Source organism: Arthrobacter sp. MA-N2 (assembly GCF_000517125.1).
Lineage (GTDB): Bacteria > Actinomycetota > Actinomycetes > Actinomycetales > Micrococcaceae > Arthrobacter > Arthrobacter methylotrophus.
Genome location: NZ_KI912157.1, coordinates 183955 through 201189, shown reverse-complemented (window position 1 = coordinate 201189; position 17235 = coordinate 183955). Strand labels below are relative to the sequence as shown.

The window sequence follows — 17235 nt, the reverse complement described above, 5'->3', positions numbered from 1 at the left end:
ACAACGGGAGGTTCACCATGAGCCAGTCAACAGAGCGCACCACCGAAAGCAATCCGTTCACCAAACCCGGTTTCATCCTTGCTGCCGCGCTGGTGGTCGCGCTGATTGCAGCAGCCCTCGTCATCTTCCTGCTCCCCAAAGGACAGGACAACAACCACGCAGCCCCGCCCCCGGCAGGGTCCGGCAGCCCGGCCACATCGAGCCCCAGCGCCCCGGCTGCAGCCGACCAAAGTATCTGCGGACTTCCCGCTGCGTCGGAGTCGGCGCTGGGGGCTGCACCGAAGACGAAGTGGGAACTCGTGGGGACCATGGCTGCGCCAACCGATCCGAAAATCGGCCCGGGAAAAACGGACGATCAGGGCATAAGATCCTGTTTCGCCCATACACCAACAGGGGCGCTGTACGCGGCGGTAAACCTTTGGGCACTAGGTATTGACCCCTCCAAGGAGCGAGCCATTGCCGAGCAGCTAGCAGCCAAAGGACCTGGCCGTGATGCTGGGATGAAAGCACCCCAGACCCAGGCCCCGGCCTCGGCGATGAGGGTCCAGATAGCGGGCTTCAACGTCTCATACACGGCGAACCAGGCCGTAGTGGAACTCGCGTTCAAAGCCGACAACGGAGCGCTTGCTTCGGTGCGGACAACGCTGCTTTGGCAGGACGGGGACTGGAAGGGCGTCGTTGCCGACAGCGGCGCACCTTTGGAGGAACCACGACAGGTTCGTGACCTTTCCGGATTCATCCTCTGGAGTGGAGCATGAGGCCTACCTGGAACCCGGTAGGAGACTGGTTCTCAGGGCTGGCTGATGATGCCATGGGCAACATGGCGAAAGCCATCCTGGAGGCCATGAGCCAGATGGTAACGACACTGTCGACCTTCTGGGTGTCCATGCCCGCGGTGAACCTGGCCAGCGAGGACGGAACGACGCCGGGCCCCGTCGTCTCCATGGTGAACAGCGAGCTGATGGTCTGGACTCTGACGCTGGCTGTCCTCGCCGTCATTCTCGGTGGCATCCGAATGATCTGGGAACAACGCGGAGCACCGCTGAAGGACCTGCTCCGGTCCCTGGTCACGCTCACCCTGGTCACGGGCTTGGGCCTGGGTGTCATCTCGATTCTGGTGATCGCGGCAGACGCTTTCTCGGCCGCCATCATCCAGCGCTCCACGGACGGAAAGGGATTCGCTGAGTCGATGAACCTCCTGGTCGTGACCGGCCAGACGGGGGTCGGCGTGTTCATCCTCATCGTCCTGGGCCTGATCGGATTGCTTGCCTCCCTCGTGCAGATCGTCCTCATGGTGGTGCGCAGCGGCATGCTCGTGATCCTTGCCGGCATCCTGCCCACCACGGCCGCTTTCACGAACACGGAGATGGGCAGGCAGTGGTTCCAGAAAGCTGTCGGCTGGACCATTGCCTTCCTCCTCTACAAACCCGCTGCGGCCATTGTCTACTCGGTCGCGTTCCTCCTCATGGGAAACAACACCGGGAAGGACGTTTTGACCGGTTCCATCACGGGCTTCACGCTGATGATCGTTGCCTTGTTCGCGTTGCCGGCACTCATGCGGTTCGTGACCCCGATGGTCGGGGCCGTCGCCTCCGGCGGGGGAGCCGGGGCAGGCGCGGCAGTAGGTGCCATGGCTACAGGTGCCGTGTCCCTGGGCCGGGGCGGCAGCGGCAGGGGCAATGCCGCACCGACGCCGGCGAGCACGCAACCCAACCAGCCAGGCACGCCCCCGAAGGGCAGCAACGGAACACCTGGCCCGAAAGGAAACGGCGGCCAGCCGACGCCAGCCTCGACAAGTCCAGGTGGCCCTGGTGGAGCCACCGCGACAGCCGGAACCGCGGGGGCAGCCACGGGAGCGGGCAAGGGTGCAGCAGCCGGTCCCGTAGGAGTCGCCGTCCTTGCAGGAACACAGATCGCCGGCCAGGTTTCGCAGGCCGCACAGCAGACCGCGCAGGATTCAACCGGGGAGGGCCCCAGTGGCAGCAATTAATACCGAGTACAAGGAACCGTCCTACGGCAACTGGCGGGTACCTCGCTCAGCGGGGCTGGGCAACCTCGGAGCTATCGGGACCGGGATTGTCATGGCCGGGCTGTTGGCCGGGATCATCAGCTTCGCCATCTGGGGTCTGTTCCCGGGCCTGGCCGTCCTGGCCGTGGCCGGGGTCAGCGCCCTCCTGCTGACAGTGAAGGACAAGCACGGCCAGTCCGTTGTGGACCGGTTCGCGACACGGATGAGCTTCCGACTGTCGAGGTCCTCGGGAACGAATCTCTACCGTTCCGGCCCCCTGGGCGTGACGGGCTGGGGCATGTACCAGCTGCCGGGGCTTGCGGCGACGTCGACCCTGTACGAGTTCACCGACTCCTACAAGCGCCCGTTCGCGCTGCTGCATGTGCCGGCCACCAGCCACTTCACAGTGATTTTCTCCACCGAACCCGACGGCGCCTCACTGGTGGACCCGGAGCAGGTTGATGCGTGGGTGGCGAACTGGGGCGGCTGGCTCGCCGGACTGGCGGACGAGGCCGGCCTGGACGCCGCGGCCGTGACCGTGGAGACCGCACCGGATTCCGGGTACCGGCTGCGGACCGAAGTGGACATGAACATCGACCCGGACGCGCCGGCCTTTGCCCAGGCGATTCTGCGCGAGGTCGTCAACACGTACCCGGAAGGGTCGGCCACGGTCCGGGCCTGGGTGTCCCTGACGTTCAACGCCGCCCTCCGGGCAGGGTCCAAGAAACGCACACCCGAAGACGTCGCCCGTGACCTTGCCTCCCGCATCCCGGGCCTGTCGGCCCGGCTGCAATCCACCGGCGCCGGCATCGCACGCCCGATGCCGGCGCAGGAACTCTGCGAAGTCGTCCGGATCGCCTACGACCCGCCCGCAGCGCTGATCATTGATGAAGCCCACGCCGCCGGTTCCCCGGTGTCCCTGGCCTGGGGCGAGGTCGGCCCGACCGCGACCCAGGCAAGCTGGGATACCTACCGGCACGACAGCGCATTCTCGGCCTCCTGGACCATGACCGGTGCACCGCGGGGGTCGGTGAACTCCTCGGTCCTCTCACGGCTGCTGGCCCCCCACGGAGACATCGACCGGAAGCGGATTTCACTGCTGTACCGTCCGATGGATTCTGCACGGGCAGCTGCCGTGGTCGAGCGGGACCAGAACAACGCCAACGTCCGCATCACCTCCGGGACCCGGCCCTCCGCCCGCGCCCTGGTCGACGCCCGCTCCGCCGTGCAGACCGCCCAGGAGGAAGCCCAAGGCGCGGGGCTCGTGAACTTCGGGATGGTCGTCACGGCCACCGTGACCGATAAGGAACGCCTCGCTGATGCCGTCGCGGCCATCGAACAGACCTCCGGTACCGCCCGGGTGCTGCTGCGCCGCGCCTACGGCGCGCAGGACACCGCGTTCGCGGCCTCCCTGCCGTTGGGGCTGGTCCTGCCCAAGCACAGCATGCTGCCCTCCGAAATCAAGGACGCCCTGTAATGGCCCGCATGAAACTCTTCACCCGCCCGTCCAGGAAAGCACCTGAGCCCGTAACGGCGGCGCCGGTGAACGCTGAGCAGGCGAAGACTGGGCGGCAGCCACGGGAGGCCGGGCCGGGTTCCCGTGGCTGGGCAGGGCGCGGCGGGGGCATGGCCGCGCTCGTCCCGTCCGTGACGGAGTACCGGGGAACGACGGTGCAGGTCTGCGGGCTGTGGCCGTTCTCCTCCGGTGCGTCCTCGCCCATGATCGGCGTCCCGCTCGGACGCCACGAGGAAACCCAGGCCACGGTCTGCTGTGACCCGATCAGCTGGTTCCAGCGGGCACGGCTCATTTCCAACCCGTCCGCGTTCATCCTGGGCAAGCCCGGTCTGGGGAAGTCCACCCTGGTCCGGCGCATGTTCCTGGGGCTCTCCGCCCAGGGCGTCCACCCCCTGGTCCTGGGGGACCTGAAGGGGGAGCACGTCAAGGCGGTCAAGGCTCTCGGCGGGCAGGTCATTTCCCTGGGCCGCGGCGTTGGCTACCTGAACATTCTTGATCCCGGCCAGGCCGTCGAGGTCGCCCAGCTCCTTGAGGCCAACGGCCACCACGAAGCCGCCACCCGGGTCCGGGCCGACGCCCACGGCCGCCGCCTGAACATGGTCGTCTCCCTCATCACGATCAGCCGGAACAACCCGCCCACAGACCAGGAACAGACAATCCTGGACCGGGCCCTGCGGGTCCTCGATGACACGTTCGACGGCATCCCGGTCCTGAAGGACCTCCTGGACGTGATCGTCTCTGCCCCGGATGAGCTGCGCCAGGTCGCCCTGGACCGCGGCGACATGGCCGTCTACCTGCAGGAAACCCGGGCCCTGGAGGCCACCCTGCTGGGCCTGACCGGGGGAGGGAAGCTCGGAGAAATCTTCTCCGCCCAGACCACCAACCCCATGCGGCGGGACCGCGCCGTGGTCTTCGACGTCTCCAGCATCGACGAGACCGAGACGGACCTGCAGGCCGCCGTGCTGCTGGCCTGCTGGTCCTACGGCTTCGGCACGGTCAACGTCGCCAACGCCCTGGCAGACGCCGGCCTGGAACCGCGCCGGAACTACTTCGTGGTCCTGGACGAGCTCTGGCGGGCACTGCGCTCCGGCAAGGGCATGGTGGACCGGGTGGACGCCCTGACCCGATTGAACCGCTCGGTCGGCGTCGGGCAGATCATGATTTCCCACACCATGTCCGACCTGCTGGCCTTGCCGGCGGAAGAGGACAGGATGAAGGCCCGCGGATTCGTGGAACGTTCCGGCATGGTGATCTGCGGCGGTCTGCCCGCTTCGGAGATGCCGCTGCTGACCTCCGCCATCCCGTTGTCGCGGCAGGAGCAGCAGAAACTCATCTCCTGGCAGGACCCGCCCGCCTGGGACTCCCGCGGAGTCGACGTCGAACCCCCGGGACGGGGGAAGTTCCTCATCAAGGTCGGCGGCCGCCCGGGAATCCCCGTCCAGATCGGGCTCACCTCGATCGAACAGGACGAGGGCTTGAACGACACCAACACCCGCTGGAACAAAGAAACGCTCATGGAGCCTGCCGTTCCGCAGCTGCCCACCGAAGGGGGCACACCGTGAGTGCACCGAACCGCAAAGGAATGGGCCTCGGTGATGCCCTGCTGGTGTGGTTGGCCATTGGCCTCATCGTCGTCTTTGGCGGCGGGACCTACGCCGCCGTGCACCTGGGCTCCTGGATGGCCGGCATCGCCGCACCCCCGGCGCAGCCCATTGATCTGATAGCCGGGCTCATCAAGGGCCGGGTGCCCTGGCCCGTCCAGTCCACCGTCGCCGCCGCCCTCATGGCCGGCACGGTCCTGGTCCTGGCCGTCGTCGTGCTGCTGGCCTGGAAGAAAGGCGCGTCCAAGCGGGCCCGGGTCGATAAGGCCGCCCGGTACCTCGGGCGCGGCAAATCCCTGGCCGCGTTCTCCGAGAAGGGCGCCCAAGCCACGGCCGAGCGCCTGGGCGTGAAGGACACCCCGGGCATCGTCGTGGGCAAGGTGGTCTCCACCGGCCAGACGTTCATCCAGTCCTGGGAAGACCTCAGCATCGACATCTGGGGGCCCCGGACCGGTAAGTCGACCTCCCGGGTCATGCCCGCGATCCTCGACGCCCCCGGCGCCGTGGTCTCGACCTCGAACAAGCGCGACGTCGTCGACGGCACCCGCGGCATCCGGATCCTTACAGGTCCTGTGTGGGTGTTTGATCCCCAGAAAATCGCCCAGGAAGAACCGGACTGGTGGTGGAACCCGCTCTCCTACGTCACGGACGAAGAGAAGGCCTACAAACTCACCCAGCACTTCGCCGTCGGCTCGCGCCTTCCGGGGTCCAAACCTGACGCGTACTTCGACCCGAAGGCCGAAGACATTCTCTCCTCGTACTTCCTGGCCGCCGCGCTGGGGGAGCTGCCGATCACCCAGGTGTATCTGTGGGTGACGGAGCAGGTCAGCCAGGAGCCCATCGAAATCCTCAAAGAGCACGACTACGAGCTGCAGTACAAGGGCCTGGAGTCCACGCTGAAGCTGGCCGACAAGCAGCGCGACGGCATCTTCGGCACCGCCGAGAAAATGATCCAGTGCCTCAAGAGCAGGAACACGCTGCGTTGGGTCGCCCCGGCCCGCGGCGCCTCCGTGGCCAGGGATCCCCGGCGCCGGTTCAACCCGCACGATTTCGCCGCCTCACAGGAGACGATCTACATCCTCTCCAAGGAAGGTGCCGGCTCGGCCGCTCCGCTCACCACGGCCCTGACCGTGGCGATCGCCGAGGCCATGGAGGAACGGGCCGAGCGCAGCGGCGGGCGCCTGCCCAAACCTGCACTGTTCGCCCTGGACGAGCTGGCCAACGTCGTCCGCTGGGCCGGACTGCCGGACCATTTCAGCCACTACGGCTCCAAGGGCCTGATCGTCATGGCCATCCTGCAGTCCTGGTCCCAGGGCGTCGAACTCTGGGGGGAGGCGAACATGCGGAAAATCTGGTCCGCCGCGAACGTCAAGGTCTACGGCGGCGGGGTCGCCGAAGAAGGCTTCCTCCGGGCACTCTCGGACCTCATCGGGGACTACAGCTACACCAACATCTCCATCTCCTCCGGCAAAACCGGGTCCAGCCGCTCCCGGCAGGAAGGCAAGGAACGCATCTTCGACGTCTCCAACCTCGCCGAACTCGACCGCGGCCGCGCCGTGGTCCTCGCCTCCGGCGCACCCGCCACCCTCGTCCGGACCCTGCCCTGGTACACCGGACCCCACCAGGAAGCCGTCGAGGCCTCCATCACGACCCACAGCCCCCGCCCCGAAGAACGGGAGATACCGGCGGCAGCCGGGCCCGTGGCCAATCCCTGGCTCACGAGGTAGGAGGTTCTGAGATGAACAGTGATATCGGACGATTCAGCACAGCCCCCGCCCCCTACGAGACGGAGGCACCTTCAGAGAGGCCGGCGGAAGAGCAGAAACCGCCGGAACTGGTCTACGGCTCAGCCGAAGAGTTCCTGCACGAGCAGCTCCTGCCCACCTACGTCCGCGACGTCGACGGCCGCGCCGCCAAATGGTGCCTCGAATGGTACTTCCACCCCGAAGCCCTCTCCCGAGTGGAAGCGCTCTGGCGGGCCTGGGAACACCTCAGACTCGACGGCGCCACCGGCATCAGCGTCTGGTGGAAAGACCACGCGGACCACCACATGAATGTACTTCTGGACCCGCGCGGCCCGTTCTACAAATGCGACATGCAAAAACACCGCGACCCCGAACACCTCGAACCCAAAACGGCACCCGAAGGCTGGTTCCCCGACGTCCGGACCATCCAGCCATGACCCGGCCCACCGACCGTACGGAAGGTCGATCCGAGCCAGAAACGGACAATTGAGGTGAAGCCCTCAAATATGCCGCAGGCTGTGGCACATTTGCCGGTCCTGGCATTCGTCATCGGTGGTGGGTAAGGGATGCATGAAGGTTTGGGCGGTCCGCGTGGCCGAAGGACGCAATTGTCCAGACACTGTCTGGACAATTGAATCCGGGCTGTCAGTGGCCCCCGATAGGGTGAATCATGACCCAGATCGAGCCGGACCTGCCGCGTGACTTCACGGCTGCACTTATGTCCCCTCAAAGACCTTGTGCGGCAGGCGCAATTCAAGGCCCAGCGTGTGGTGAACAGCGCCATGATCGAGCTGTACTGGAACATCGGACGAACGATGCTGGACCGGCAGGCCAACGAGGCCTGGGGCAGCAAGATCCTTGACAGGCTGGCGCGTAACCTGCGGTCGGAGTTCCCGCACATGAGGGGCTTCTCCCGGACGAACATCTATAACATGCGTGCGTTCGCGGCCGCATGGACCGGGCCTGAACCAATTGTCCACAGACCTTCTGGATAATTGAGCTGAGCCACAACGTCACGCTCCTGAACAAAATAAACGACCACGAACTGCGACGCTGGTATGCCTCCAGAGCCGTAGCCCGGGCGCAGCTCGCACCCGTCACGGACAACCGCTGGTGGGACACGGCCACCGGGCGCGACATCAAACGGGTCCACGAAACCGCCATCGTATGGAAAGACCACGACCCCGCAGCCCGCAGCGCCGCCGACACCATCCGCGACCAAATACAGAAACGCTTCGGCCTGAAGGTCAACGACCGGAAGACCGGAATCGTCAGCTACCCGAGGCGCTGTGTACCAGGAAGCCGACATGAAATACGGCTCGGCCGAACGCCGCCAACACCTGGCAGCCAGAATCGACGGCGTCGCCGACAAGGAAGCTGTCTAGGCACGACTCACCGCCGACCAGGACCAAGCCACCCCATCAAGCGCCGCCGTAGCTGGGGCAGCAGGCCGCAGCCCGAAAGCACGCAAAGCCCGCGGCATGAACGTCGAAACCAAGACCTTGCAAAAGAGACTGAGCCGCTAGAAGCGGCCCAAACTTTTCAGGATTTCCGCGACACGATTGAGTCTCTCGCTCTACTAAAAATGGGGAGGTCTATCCCTATTCCTTCGAATGCTTATGCCTAGGATGAAGTCTGTGACTGTTTCCCGAGATGTTGACCTACCAGGCGGCTACGCCCATTTGCTCAAGGAGCTCAAGAAGACCGTTCGCGGGGCAAGAACTAAAGCACTTCGAACGGTCAACATTCAGCTGATCGAGTTGTATTGGACCATCGGCCGCGGTGTGCTCAAGGAACAACGGGACCAAGGCTGGGGTAGCGGTGTCATCCGCCGCCTCTCCGAGGACCTTCGGGCGGAGTTCCCCGACATGAAAGGCCTATCTGCCCGGAACATTCAATACATGACCACATTCGCCGGTGCCTGGCACAACAGCCCAATTGCGCAACAGCCTGTTGCGCAATTGCCGTGGGGCCACATCACCGTCCTGCTGGACAAACTCACTGAGCAGGAAAGCCGAGTCTCCTACGCGGCGGCAGCAGTCGAACACGGCTGGTCCCGTAACGTCCTGCTGAACATGATCATGAACCGGACACTGGAAAGGACCGGCACCGCCCCGTCGAACTTTACGCAACAGCTTGTTGCGCAGGATTCGGAACTCGCCCAGCAAATCGCCAAGGATCCATACAACTCGAGTTCTTGGGCCTCTCCGGCGCTGTTGCCGAGAGAGCCCTTGAACTGGCCCTCACCAGCCGCATCACCGAAACCCTGCGTGAGCTGGGACCGGGATTCTCGTTCGTTGGCCGGCAAGTTCACTTCGACGTCGACGGAGATGACTACTTCATCGACATGCTGTTCTTCCACATGGACCAAAACCGGTTTAACTGCACTAGCAGTGGCACTTCGGTGGGCACGAATCGGGCGCGGCGCCCTCTGAACCGTCGGGCCCGACAGAGATCTGGTCCTCCGGGAGGGCGGCCACCGGCCCGCTCCGCGCACCCCCAACTGTCTGTCCGAGTCTTCGTCGCCGCAAGTTGATCTGGAGGTTACTTCTGCTCGGACTCTGGCGACGTTATTGGCACGTGTGCCTGACGTTCGCTCATATGCGTATTATTGATCAAGACATAGCCAATCCAGAGCCGAAGGAATAAGTCAAGCCTCGGTAGTATGTCCTGCGGATTCACTTGGTGCGTCACTGGTGCGGGGCTATCCATCTTGTCCTGAACCCCGTAGAAGACATTTTCTGTGACGTTGTTGTAGCCGAGGATGCCAGATCGCTGAGGTTTTCCGTGGCCTTCATGCACGTGCTCCAAGTGTCGGTTACGGATATGAATGACGTTATCGAAGAGCCACGATCGCGCATCGTCGAATCCTGCCGGAAGCTCGCCGAGTCCCCTTTTGGCTCCATATTCCGAGGCGTGGGTGAAGCTCTTGAAGCTTTTCCACGGTATCTTCGCGGGGCCGAAGAAGCTCTCGTGAAGGGCCGCCACCCGGTTGAGGACCTGCGAGGCACTGTTGAAAAGGCTTTCGACCTCCATGATCAGCGCGTCCCCCAGTTCGCTCGCTTCTTCCTGAAGCTCCAATTCCTCGGCTGAAAGCATTTCCCCGATGCCCTTCTTACGCATCAGGTCGAAACTTCTCTTAGAGGCAGAGACATATTCATGACCCATCCGTTGGATCGACTGATGCCTCGAAGTCACAGCTCGATAACCCCGTGAGATTTCCCGCACCCTCAAGCCGAGGTCCCAGCGACTCCGGGCTTCCAAGTTCTCACGCAATGAATCAATTTCGATCGCGATCGGACCGTCTGGCATGATCTCATCCTCTCAAAGACTTCCGGAAGCCTTTCGTGTCGACCCAGCTTTGCTAGCTTCGACATTCGCAAATTTCCTGCCAGCGGGCCTATTACTGTCACATCCCGGCAGTCCAAGCTGGGCCACGACACGGTCCCAGCTGGAGTTGGCATGTTCAGGTCTCGGAAGAGCCGTCATTCTCGGTCAGTTCCGCACCGGCCTGAAGGCGTTCTCGGATTTGGGCTGCCTGGTCCTGCTTCGCTCTGATGTGACGCAGTGATTCTTCCAAGGCGGCGACTTCGCCTAGCCAGGTCTTCTGCCGGGCTTCGTCGATGCGTTCGAGGGTACTGGCCTCGATCTCCCGCAATCTGGGCAGCTGACCGGGGTCGATCTGGAGCATCGGGCAGCGGACGCAGGCATGTTCGTGGATGCACGGGGTGCCATAGGGCCGGTGGCAGGTTCCGAGCGCAACTCGCCGGAGGGTGAAGTGGTTCTCGAATTCGGTCCATTCCTCCGCGGTGGGGTCCCGGTACTCGTGCGCCGGCCTGGTGCTTCGGCGATGGTCGATGAACGTCCGGTAGTTCCTGATTACCTGCTCGGGATAGACGGCGACGTAGCCCTGCGTCGTGTTGAGGCTGATGTTGCCCAGCAGGTGTTGGGCGATGTGAATTGGCAGCCCGCTGTTGACGGTCTCGGTCGCGAAGATCCTGCGCAGGTCGTGCGGGGTGAATTTCAAAGACATACCGTCAACGTCTTTCAGGTTGGCTCTGCTGGCCGTGTCTTGGAGCAGTCTGCGAGCCCCCGCAGTGGAGAGGACTCTAGGCACTCCGCCGAACCCGATTTGGAACAGGTGCGGGAGCTTGGATCCCCAGCGGCGTTCCAGCTGGTCGTAGCGGCTGATGAGGGGAAGGGTCCCATCTGGCCCCTTGAGCCGGCGGATGATGGCGGCCAGGACGGAAGCCAGTTCCGGGGAGGCTGGGATGAGCCGCTCCCTGTCGCTCTTGGACGGTGCTACTTGCAGAAGCACCGTGACTTCGCCGCCGGGAGGAATGTAGCGGCGGACGGATGTGTGGGTCAGCTCAACGAGCTCCTCGACCCGCAGTCCTGTCAGCCGGAGGACTTCTATGACGGCCCAGGACCAGAATGCCCTCTCTTCGCTTCGGTACAGGCGGATGACGGAGCCGGTCTCGAGGTCCTCGACCGACGGCCGCGAGTTGTCTCCGTAGAAGCCGCGGAAGACGCGGCGGTATGTCTTCTCACCGACGGACAGGAGCTCGCCTTCCCCAGTACGGGACGCTGCTTCAAGCAGGGCTGCGGTGTGGCGGCGTTCCTGTTCGGCTGTGGCCGCTAGGGCCCCGAGCCAAGGCGCGAGCATGCGGGTGCGCTGGTGCATTCGGGCTATCGTCCGGTGCTTCTGTTTGGTCAGTCCGGTTGTTTCCGCGGCGCTGACAGGAGACGGACAGGCCCAAGCTGCCCATCGTTCGGGTTCGGTGACCGCCCACTGAGCGAGGTCTAGGTAGAACCCCCGCACGGTGGTCAGGTGGGTGAAGTAGTCGCGTCGTTCCCGGCCTCCGGGCAGGTAGCGTAGCCGCTGTTTCCAGGCGGTTGCGACGTCGTCCGGCAGTCTGATCGTGCCGAGTTCCGGGTGGTGGCGCTCGACGTCCGACCAGAAGTTCCTCACCAGTACCCGGACCATGCTCTCCAGAGTTGTGTAGTCGACTGCGGCGGATCTCTCTGTGAGGTAGTCGATGAATAGCGTGCGGATGGCCGGGTCGGAGATGCCGTGCGCGTCGACAAGCTGTGTGACGGTGAGCCGCCCGTTGCGGAGCAGGGCCCGGTAGTCGGCGGGTTCCCCGACAAGTGCGCCGCAGGCCTGAAGCGCCTTCCAAGCTACGCCGGTCGCTCGGGTTCTGCCGCGCAGCGCCTTCCATTCGGACTCGACTTGGAGGAATTGTGCCGCGGTGACCCGCAGCAGCGGGGTGCCGGTGCGGATCCGAAGAAGCGTCAGTGCATTCAGGGCAAGCATGTGCGAGGTCTTCGAGAGCTGAAGTGTCTTCAGCCATGTATCCAGCTGAGTGAAGGCGTCCGCCTCGACGACAGACCTGTAGGTGATGAACAGGTGCGGTGGGGTGGCGGTGCGCAGCCATGTCAGGGACGGGCGTACGACGTCGAGCACTATGAGGGCGATCGAGGCGCTGCCCTGTAGGGATTTGCGGTATGGGTTGATGTCCTGCTGCCCCCATGACATTCCGGCCTGATCACAGCCCGCGGCTTCCCATCGCTGCTGCCAGTCATCGCCGGGAAAAGAACTGAGCCAGTCCAGCAGGTATTTCAGTCCTCGCGCGCGTTCCCGGCCTCGCTTGGGCGTGTCATTGAGCCGTTCTGTCGCCTGAGCAATGATCGTCTCGATTGTCAGAAAGGCACCGGGAGGAGCTTCGCGGAGTGCCCAGCCGACAGTGACGGGACTACCGGTCACTGTCGCCGTCATGGCGTCTCGCCGAAGAGGTCCGCCAGATCGGAGTCGCTGTATCCCCATGCCGTGTTCGTCTCGGGTGGCTGGGGCCGTGGCGCCTGATGGTGTTGATGGACACGCGCCAGCATGTCCTCGGTTTGCGTGTGGATGTACCGGGACGTTGTGCTCAGATGAGCGTGCCTGAGCACGGCCTGCACATCGGTGAGGGGAATGGTCGGATCGCTGGCAAGGCGCGTGGCGCAGGTGTGACGGAAATCGTGCAACGTGACATCCGTGCCCAGTGTCTCGTTGACTCTTTCGAGCACAGCCCGGACCGCCGAATAGCGCAGAGGACGGTACGGCCGGCGCAGCGTCCACCACAGAGCGTCCCCGGGTGAACTCCGCGGTGCTTCGCTCAAGTACAGGCGCAGCCAGGTCAGTGAGTCTGGCGATGCCGGTACCCATTGATAGGCCCGCGTCCCCTTGGAGATGACGCCGATCGTCTGGTTTCCCCAATCGACGTCCCTGCCGGTCATGCCGAGCAGCCCGCTGGCCCGCGCACCGGTCGAAAGGTACATGGCAACGAGGGCGCGGTCCCGGTTCGTTCTCAGGCGTGTGAAGATCCGGTCGACGAGGTCATCCGAAAGCGCCCGCGGTGGGCTGTCAACGACCCGCTGGCGATACGGTGCCCGCGGCTGGGGCTGGAATTCCTCCAGGGGATTGTGGTGGGCGTACCTTCGTACGCCGGAGCCGGCGGCGGGCACCGGATTGATTACCGGCCCTTCGCCGCGCCTCGCCTGATGCTCGTAGAACACCGACAGCACCGAGAGCATGTGATTAATGAAGGCAGGCCGATACCCTTGCTTGGCGCCCAGCCCGGCCGCCTGCCGCATCCACAGGACCAGGTCGCGCACATCCTGCCTGCTGGCGGCCTCCCAGCGACGCCCGAGCACCGTCAGAAACCGCCACCAGCGCAAAACGTCGAATGCATAGGAGCGAAGGGTCTGGGGGCTGCAGTCGTTGGCCGATAGATCGCGCAGGAAATCGTCTATGACAGCGACGTCGACCTCCTCGGGGAGACCAACGACGCGCCAGGCCAAACTCAAGTCAGTCGTCTGGACGACTTCGCCGACGCTCGGCAAGACAACGCGCGATACGTCAAGGGCCGCCTTCGGTGCCGGAAGAGGTTCGATGCTGTCCATGCCTGAGCCTGTCAGATCGCACAGACATTCTCCGGCGACACTCCGTTAGTGCGGTCAACGGGCTATGTAGTCATTGAACTCAAAACCGGCAAGTTCCAACCCGAATACGCCGGCAAACTTAACTTCTACGTCGCCCTCGTCGATGACATGCTCCGCCGCGAGCACCACAACGAAACAATCGGAATCCTCATTTGCGGCACCAAAAACGACCGCAGCGTCCGCTACAGCCTTGGCCGCTCGTCCTCTCCGATGGCCGTCGCCGCGTACACCTATGACAAGCTCCCTGCAGACGAGAAGCGGGCTCTGCCCAATGAAGGGCATGTTGTCGCCGCTCTGGAATGGGCCGAGCCCGGCGAAGGACCAGAGGAATGATTGCCCCTCCAGCCACGCTAGTGCTTCCCCGCGCCTAGTCATGAGCACAGCGTAGCCCGAGGTGCAGATTCCGCTGAGGATGTGTCAGCTTGGGCTCTATGACCGGCGCCTTGAGGTGTCAGGAAACGCCTGCGGGCCGGGACCGATATTGGGATCGTAGGTGGAAGCTGTTTCCTTCGGACCCTCCCCCTCGGCGGGCGTACGTTCAGGGCACAGCCTGATGCCTTCTTAGGTGTAGGCGGTGATGGTCAACTGCTCCAGAGTGGCATGGCCACCTTCCGCAAAAGCTTCGACGATGTGGGTGTTACCTGACGGAAAGATCAGGTCGGTGATGACCTTTTCACCCCCTTGGGCGAAGACTTCCACAGAGCACGCGTCCACGATGATTTCCAAATTGACGACGCCGTCTTGGGATCGCACGGGGCACTTTTCGATGGAGGGAAAGAGCTTGTGAAAACCCGTGCTTCCGGACCGCGTTCTGTCAACGGCCAGCTCGCCGGTGTCTGCGTTGTAAGTAATGGCCGTGAAGCGTTCTCCGTTTTGGGCGGCAGGGCCGCTTGCTAGTGGGCCGGGGTCGCGGAGTTTCAAGCCGAAGTGGTGCGCTGTGCCTGCGCGGAACTGGGCTTGGATGACAAGCGTGGGGCCGCTGGCCATGTCCGGAAATGTCGCGGACGTGCCGTCGATCACCACCGGTGCTTGTTGCCTGTAGGCTCCGACAGGGGTCCGGTTTGCCGGCAGAATTGGCCTCTGTACTAGTGCGGGACAGCCCTCGATGGTTGACAGAGTTATCTCCCGTGCAAGCGACATGGCTGAGCGCCAGGGGGATGTGGGGATGTCGTTGGCGTAGTCCCAGTTATTCATCCAACCGATCATGATGCGCCGGTTATCGGGGACGTTGCCGAATGACACGGCCGCATAGTAGTCCCGGCCCCAGTCGAGCCATTGGTAGTTCCGTAGATCATGTTTCGGTTCTGCTTTCTCTTGGGCAGCCGTGCCGCGATCCCAATTGTCTGCAGTGAAGCGGTGCCCGTCGAAGTGGCCGATGAAGTATTGGCCACCGGAGCCACCTGCAACTGCGCCGGGGTTGATGTTCACGGTCATGACCCATTTTGTTGTTGCTGGGTCCTCGTCCAGGGGGAGGCAGAACAGGTCCGGACACTCCCATTCTCCGCCGGCGGCGTTGGCCGGACCGAAGTCGCTCAGATAATCCCAGTCCTTCAGGTTCCTGGATTTGTAGAGCAGCACCTTTTGCTCGAGGGCTTCGACGGCGACCATTACCCAGTAGGAGCCGGCGCTGCCGGAGTACCAGAACACTTTGGGGTCACGGAAATTGGCTGTGCCCCGGGTGAGGACCGGGTTGCCGCTGCATCTTGTCCATGTCATCCCCTGGTCCGTGCTGAAGGCAAGGGATTGGGCCTGCGTTCCGCGGTGGACGGATTTTTCTTTGAAGGCGCTGGTGTAGATGGCGACCCACGGGGAGGAACCGGGGCTTCCCAGACCGGAGGAATTGAGGTGGTCGATGACGATGCTCCCCGAGAAGATGTCCTCTTCGTCGCTGCACAGGATGGCCACGGGGTGCTCGACCCAGGTGCTGAGATCGGTGGAGGTGGCATGGCCCCAGGACATGTTGCCCCAGACATTTCCATACGGATTGTTCTGGTAAAAGAGGTGGTAAGTGCCTTTGTCGTAGATGAGGCCGTTGGGGTCGTTCAACCAAGTGTCTCGGGCCGTGTAGTGGAGAAGAGGACGAGTATTTGCGAGGCCACGGCAAGGGGTCTCGGGCTGCAGGGGCTGGGTCTCAGTCATTGGAGCCCTTTCCGGATGAGTCGGTCAGTTCCATTGACGCGTTCAGCTCGGCCCTCGTCGGAGGGTTCGCCCCGTGTCGTCCGACGGTTATTGCCGCGGCCAGTGAAGCAGCGGTTCCCAGGCGGGTCAGCCGGCCGTAATCAAAGCCACCCTCGAATTCCTGGACCAGGCCTGCGATGAGGGCAGCCATGTAGGAATCTCCGGCGCCCACAGTGTCGGCAACTGTTACGCGCGGTGGAAGCATTGAGACTTCACTTGTTCGTGAGCAAAGATAGGATCCGTCCGCACCGTTGGTGACAACCGCCAGGTCGCAGCCCAGTGCTAGAAGGCGCCGGGCGATGCTTTGGGCGGCCTGGCCGGGGTAAAGCCAGTGGGCGTCCTCCACGCTGAGCTTGACGACGTTTGTCAGGGCCGAAATGTCTTCGAAGGTCGCGACGGTCTCGCTGTGGCTCCCGAGAAGGCCTGGGCGGATGTTGGGGTCGTAGGTGATGAGGCAGCGGCCGGTGATCGCCTCCAGCAGCCTTCGCACTCGGCTGGCCCCTGGTTCGAGGAACGTGGCCAAAGATCCTGTGTGCAGAACAGCTGGAAGTGATGTTGGGCTGAATTCCGGCAGTGACCATTCGAGGTCGAAGTCGTAGGTGGCCGATCCTGTGTGGTCCAGGACGGCTGTCGCGGTTGAGGTGCGGTTCAGGTGCATGGCCCCGGCCATCACCTGGACGCCCGCGGAGTCCAGGTGCCGGCATATAACGCGGCCGTGTGCGTCGTTGCCCAAAGCTGTCAGCAGCGAGGTGGTAATCCCCAAACGGCCGAGGCCGAAGGCGACGTTCATCCCCGAGCCGCCCGGAAACTCGGCAGGTCCTGCGGCTGTTTCAATAACGTCGATGAGCGATTCACCGACAACCACCACCTCGGGATTCGGGCGTGCGGCAGCTGGGTTGAGGTACATCGAGTGCTCCTTGAAGGTTCAGAGGGGTCCTGGGGCCGGATGGGGGGAATGGTTCGTCAGAATGCGGCTTGCGTCTGGTGCCCGGTTGACCCTGGGGCCTGGGTGTCTGTGACGGAATTACGAATTACCAGAGGGCATCCGAGGACCGTCGGGTGGTCTACTAACAAGGCCAGATCGGTTTTGCCCTCGATCGCGTCGATGAGGTTCTTTGCGGTGGCCCAAGCGCCCATTTCATAGTGGGGCAGCGCCACGGTGGTGAGTGGAGGGTGGCGAAACCGTCGAGTCGGCCAAATAGC

14 protein-coding genes and 2 pseudogenes are annotated in these 17235 nt (G+C 63.7%); 10 read left to right on the top strand and 6 right to left on the bottom strand.

Features of this window, described 5'->3' with window-relative positions:
- Positions 1–17: 17 nt before the first annotated feature.
- From A3M3_RS0122530 to A3M3_RS29150, 9 genes and pseudogenes are all read left to right on the top strand, one after another.
- Positions 18–758: a hypothetical protein gene (locus A3M3_RS0122530; protein ID WP_028268195.1), complete on the top strand. Its 741-nt coding sequence runs from the start codon at positions 18–20 to the stop codon at positions 756–758.
- Positions 755–1990 (top strand): hypothetical protein, encoded by a 1236-nt coding sequence (locus A3M3_RS0122525; protein WP_028268194.1) that lies wholly within the window; start codon positions 755–757, stop codon positions 1988–1990. The genes A3M3_RS0122530 and A3M3_RS0122525 overlap by 4 nt, the downstream gene beginning before the upstream one ends.
- Positions 1977–3485 carry an SCO6880 family protein gene (locus A3M3_RS0122520; RefSeq protein WP_028268193.1) on the top strand — a complete coding sequence of 503 codons (1509 nt, stop codon included), beginning with the start codon at positions 1977–1979 and terminating at the stop codon, positions 3483–3485. Before A3M3_RS0122525 ends, A3M3_RS0122520 begins: the two co-directional genes overlap by 14 nt.
- Positions 3485–5086 (top strand): helicase HerA domain-containing protein, encoded by a 1602-nt coding sequence (locus A3M3_RS0122515; protein WP_028268192.1) that lies wholly within the window; start codon positions 3485–3487, stop codon positions 5084–5086. The genes A3M3_RS0122520 and A3M3_RS0122515 overlap by 1 nt, the downstream gene beginning before the upstream one ends.
- A complete protein-coding gene (locus A3M3_RS0122510) occupies positions 5083–6852 on the top strand; it encodes a type IV secretory system conjugative DNA transfer family protein (protein ID WP_028268191.1) in 1770 nt (589 codons plus the stop codon). The genes A3M3_RS0122515 and A3M3_RS0122510 overlap by 4 nt, the downstream gene beginning before the upstream one ends.
- A gap of 11 nt (positions 6853–6863) precedes the next feature.
- On the top strand, positions 6864–7307 hold the full coding sequence (locus tag A3M3_RS0122505) for a DUF4913 domain-containing protein (RefSeq protein ID WP_028268190.1): 444 nt from the start codon (positions 6864–6866) through the stop codon (positions 7305–7307).
- Positions 7308–7568: 261 nt separating this feature from the next.
- On the top strand, positions 7569–7865 hold the full coding sequence (locus tag A3M3_RS29160) for a DUF1016 N-terminal domain-containing protein (RefSeq protein WP_155854523.1): 297 nt from the start codon (positions 7569–7571) through the stop codon (positions 7863–7865).
- Positions 7866–8483: 618 nt separating this feature from the next.
- Positions 8484–8912: pseudogene (locus tag A3M3_RS29155) on the top strand (DUF1016 N-terminal domain-containing protein); the annotation flags it as partial.
- 155 nt (positions 8913–9067) lie between these two features.
- The gene (locus A3M3_RS29150; protein WP_231497424.1) at positions 9068–9406 is read left to right on the top strand and encodes a PDDEXK nuclease domain-containing protein; all 339 of its coding nucleotides are present in this window, start codon (positions 9068–9070) and stop codon (positions 9404–9406) included.
- Positions 9407–9414: 8 nt separating this feature from the next.
- Here the strand turns inward: A3M3_RS29150 and A3M3_RS0122485 are convergent, their stop codons facing one another.
- From A3M3_RS0122485 to A3M3_RS0122475, 3 genes are all read right to left on the bottom strand, one after another.
- Positions 9415–10182, bottom strand: a complete 768-nt coding sequence (locus A3M3_RS0122485; protein ID WP_028268188.1) for a hypothetical protein — start codon at positions 10180–10182, stop codon at positions 9415–9417.
- A 154-nt stretch (positions 10183–10336) separates the two neighbouring features.
- A complete protein-coding gene (locus A3M3_RS26595; protein ID WP_155854522.1) occupies positions 10337–12649 on the bottom strand; it encodes a tyrosine-type recombinase/integrase in 2313 nt (770 codons plus the stop codon).
- Positions 12646–13815, bottom strand: coding sequence for a tyrosine-type recombinase/integrase (locus A3M3_RS0122475; protein WP_051423507.1), 1170 nt, complete (start codon positions 13813–13815; stop codon positions 12646–12648). The genes A3M3_RS26595 and A3M3_RS0122475 overlap by 4 nt, the downstream gene beginning before the upstream one ends.
- Positions 13816–13863: 48 nt before the next feature.
- Here A3M3_RS0122475 and A3M3_RS0122470 point away from each other — a divergent pair, with 48 nt between their 5' ends.
- Complete coding sequence (locus A3M3_RS0122470; protein ID WP_028268186.1) at positions 13864–14187, top strand: PDDEXK nuclease domain-containing protein; 324 nt, start codon at positions 13864–13866, stop codon at positions 14185–14187.
- A gap of 228 nt (positions 14188–14415) precedes the next feature.
- Here A3M3_RS0122470 and A3M3_RS0122465 read toward each other — a convergent pair whose 3' ends face one another.
- The 3 genes and pseudogenes from A3M3_RS0122465 to A3M3_RS29145 form a co-directional block, all read right to left on the bottom strand.
- Positions 14416–15993 carry a glycoside hydrolase family 32 protein gene (locus A3M3_RS0122465; protein WP_028268185.1) on the bottom strand — a complete coding sequence of 526 codons (1578 nt, stop codon included), beginning with the start codon at positions 15991–15993 and terminating at the stop codon, positions 14416–14418.
- Positions 15986–16939, bottom strand: coding sequence for a carbohydrate kinase family protein (locus tag A3M3_RS0122460; RefSeq protein WP_028268184.1), 954 nt, complete (start codon positions 16937–16939; stop codon positions 15986–15988). Before A3M3_RS0122460 ends, A3M3_RS0122465 begins: the two co-directional genes overlap by 8 nt.
- Before the next feature lie 56 nt (positions 16940–16995).
- Positions 16996–17208 (bottom strand): annotated as a pseudogene (locus A3M3_RS29145) (LacI family transcriptional regulator); the annotation flags it as partial.
- Between the last annotated feature and the right edge of the window lie 27 nt (positions 17209–17235).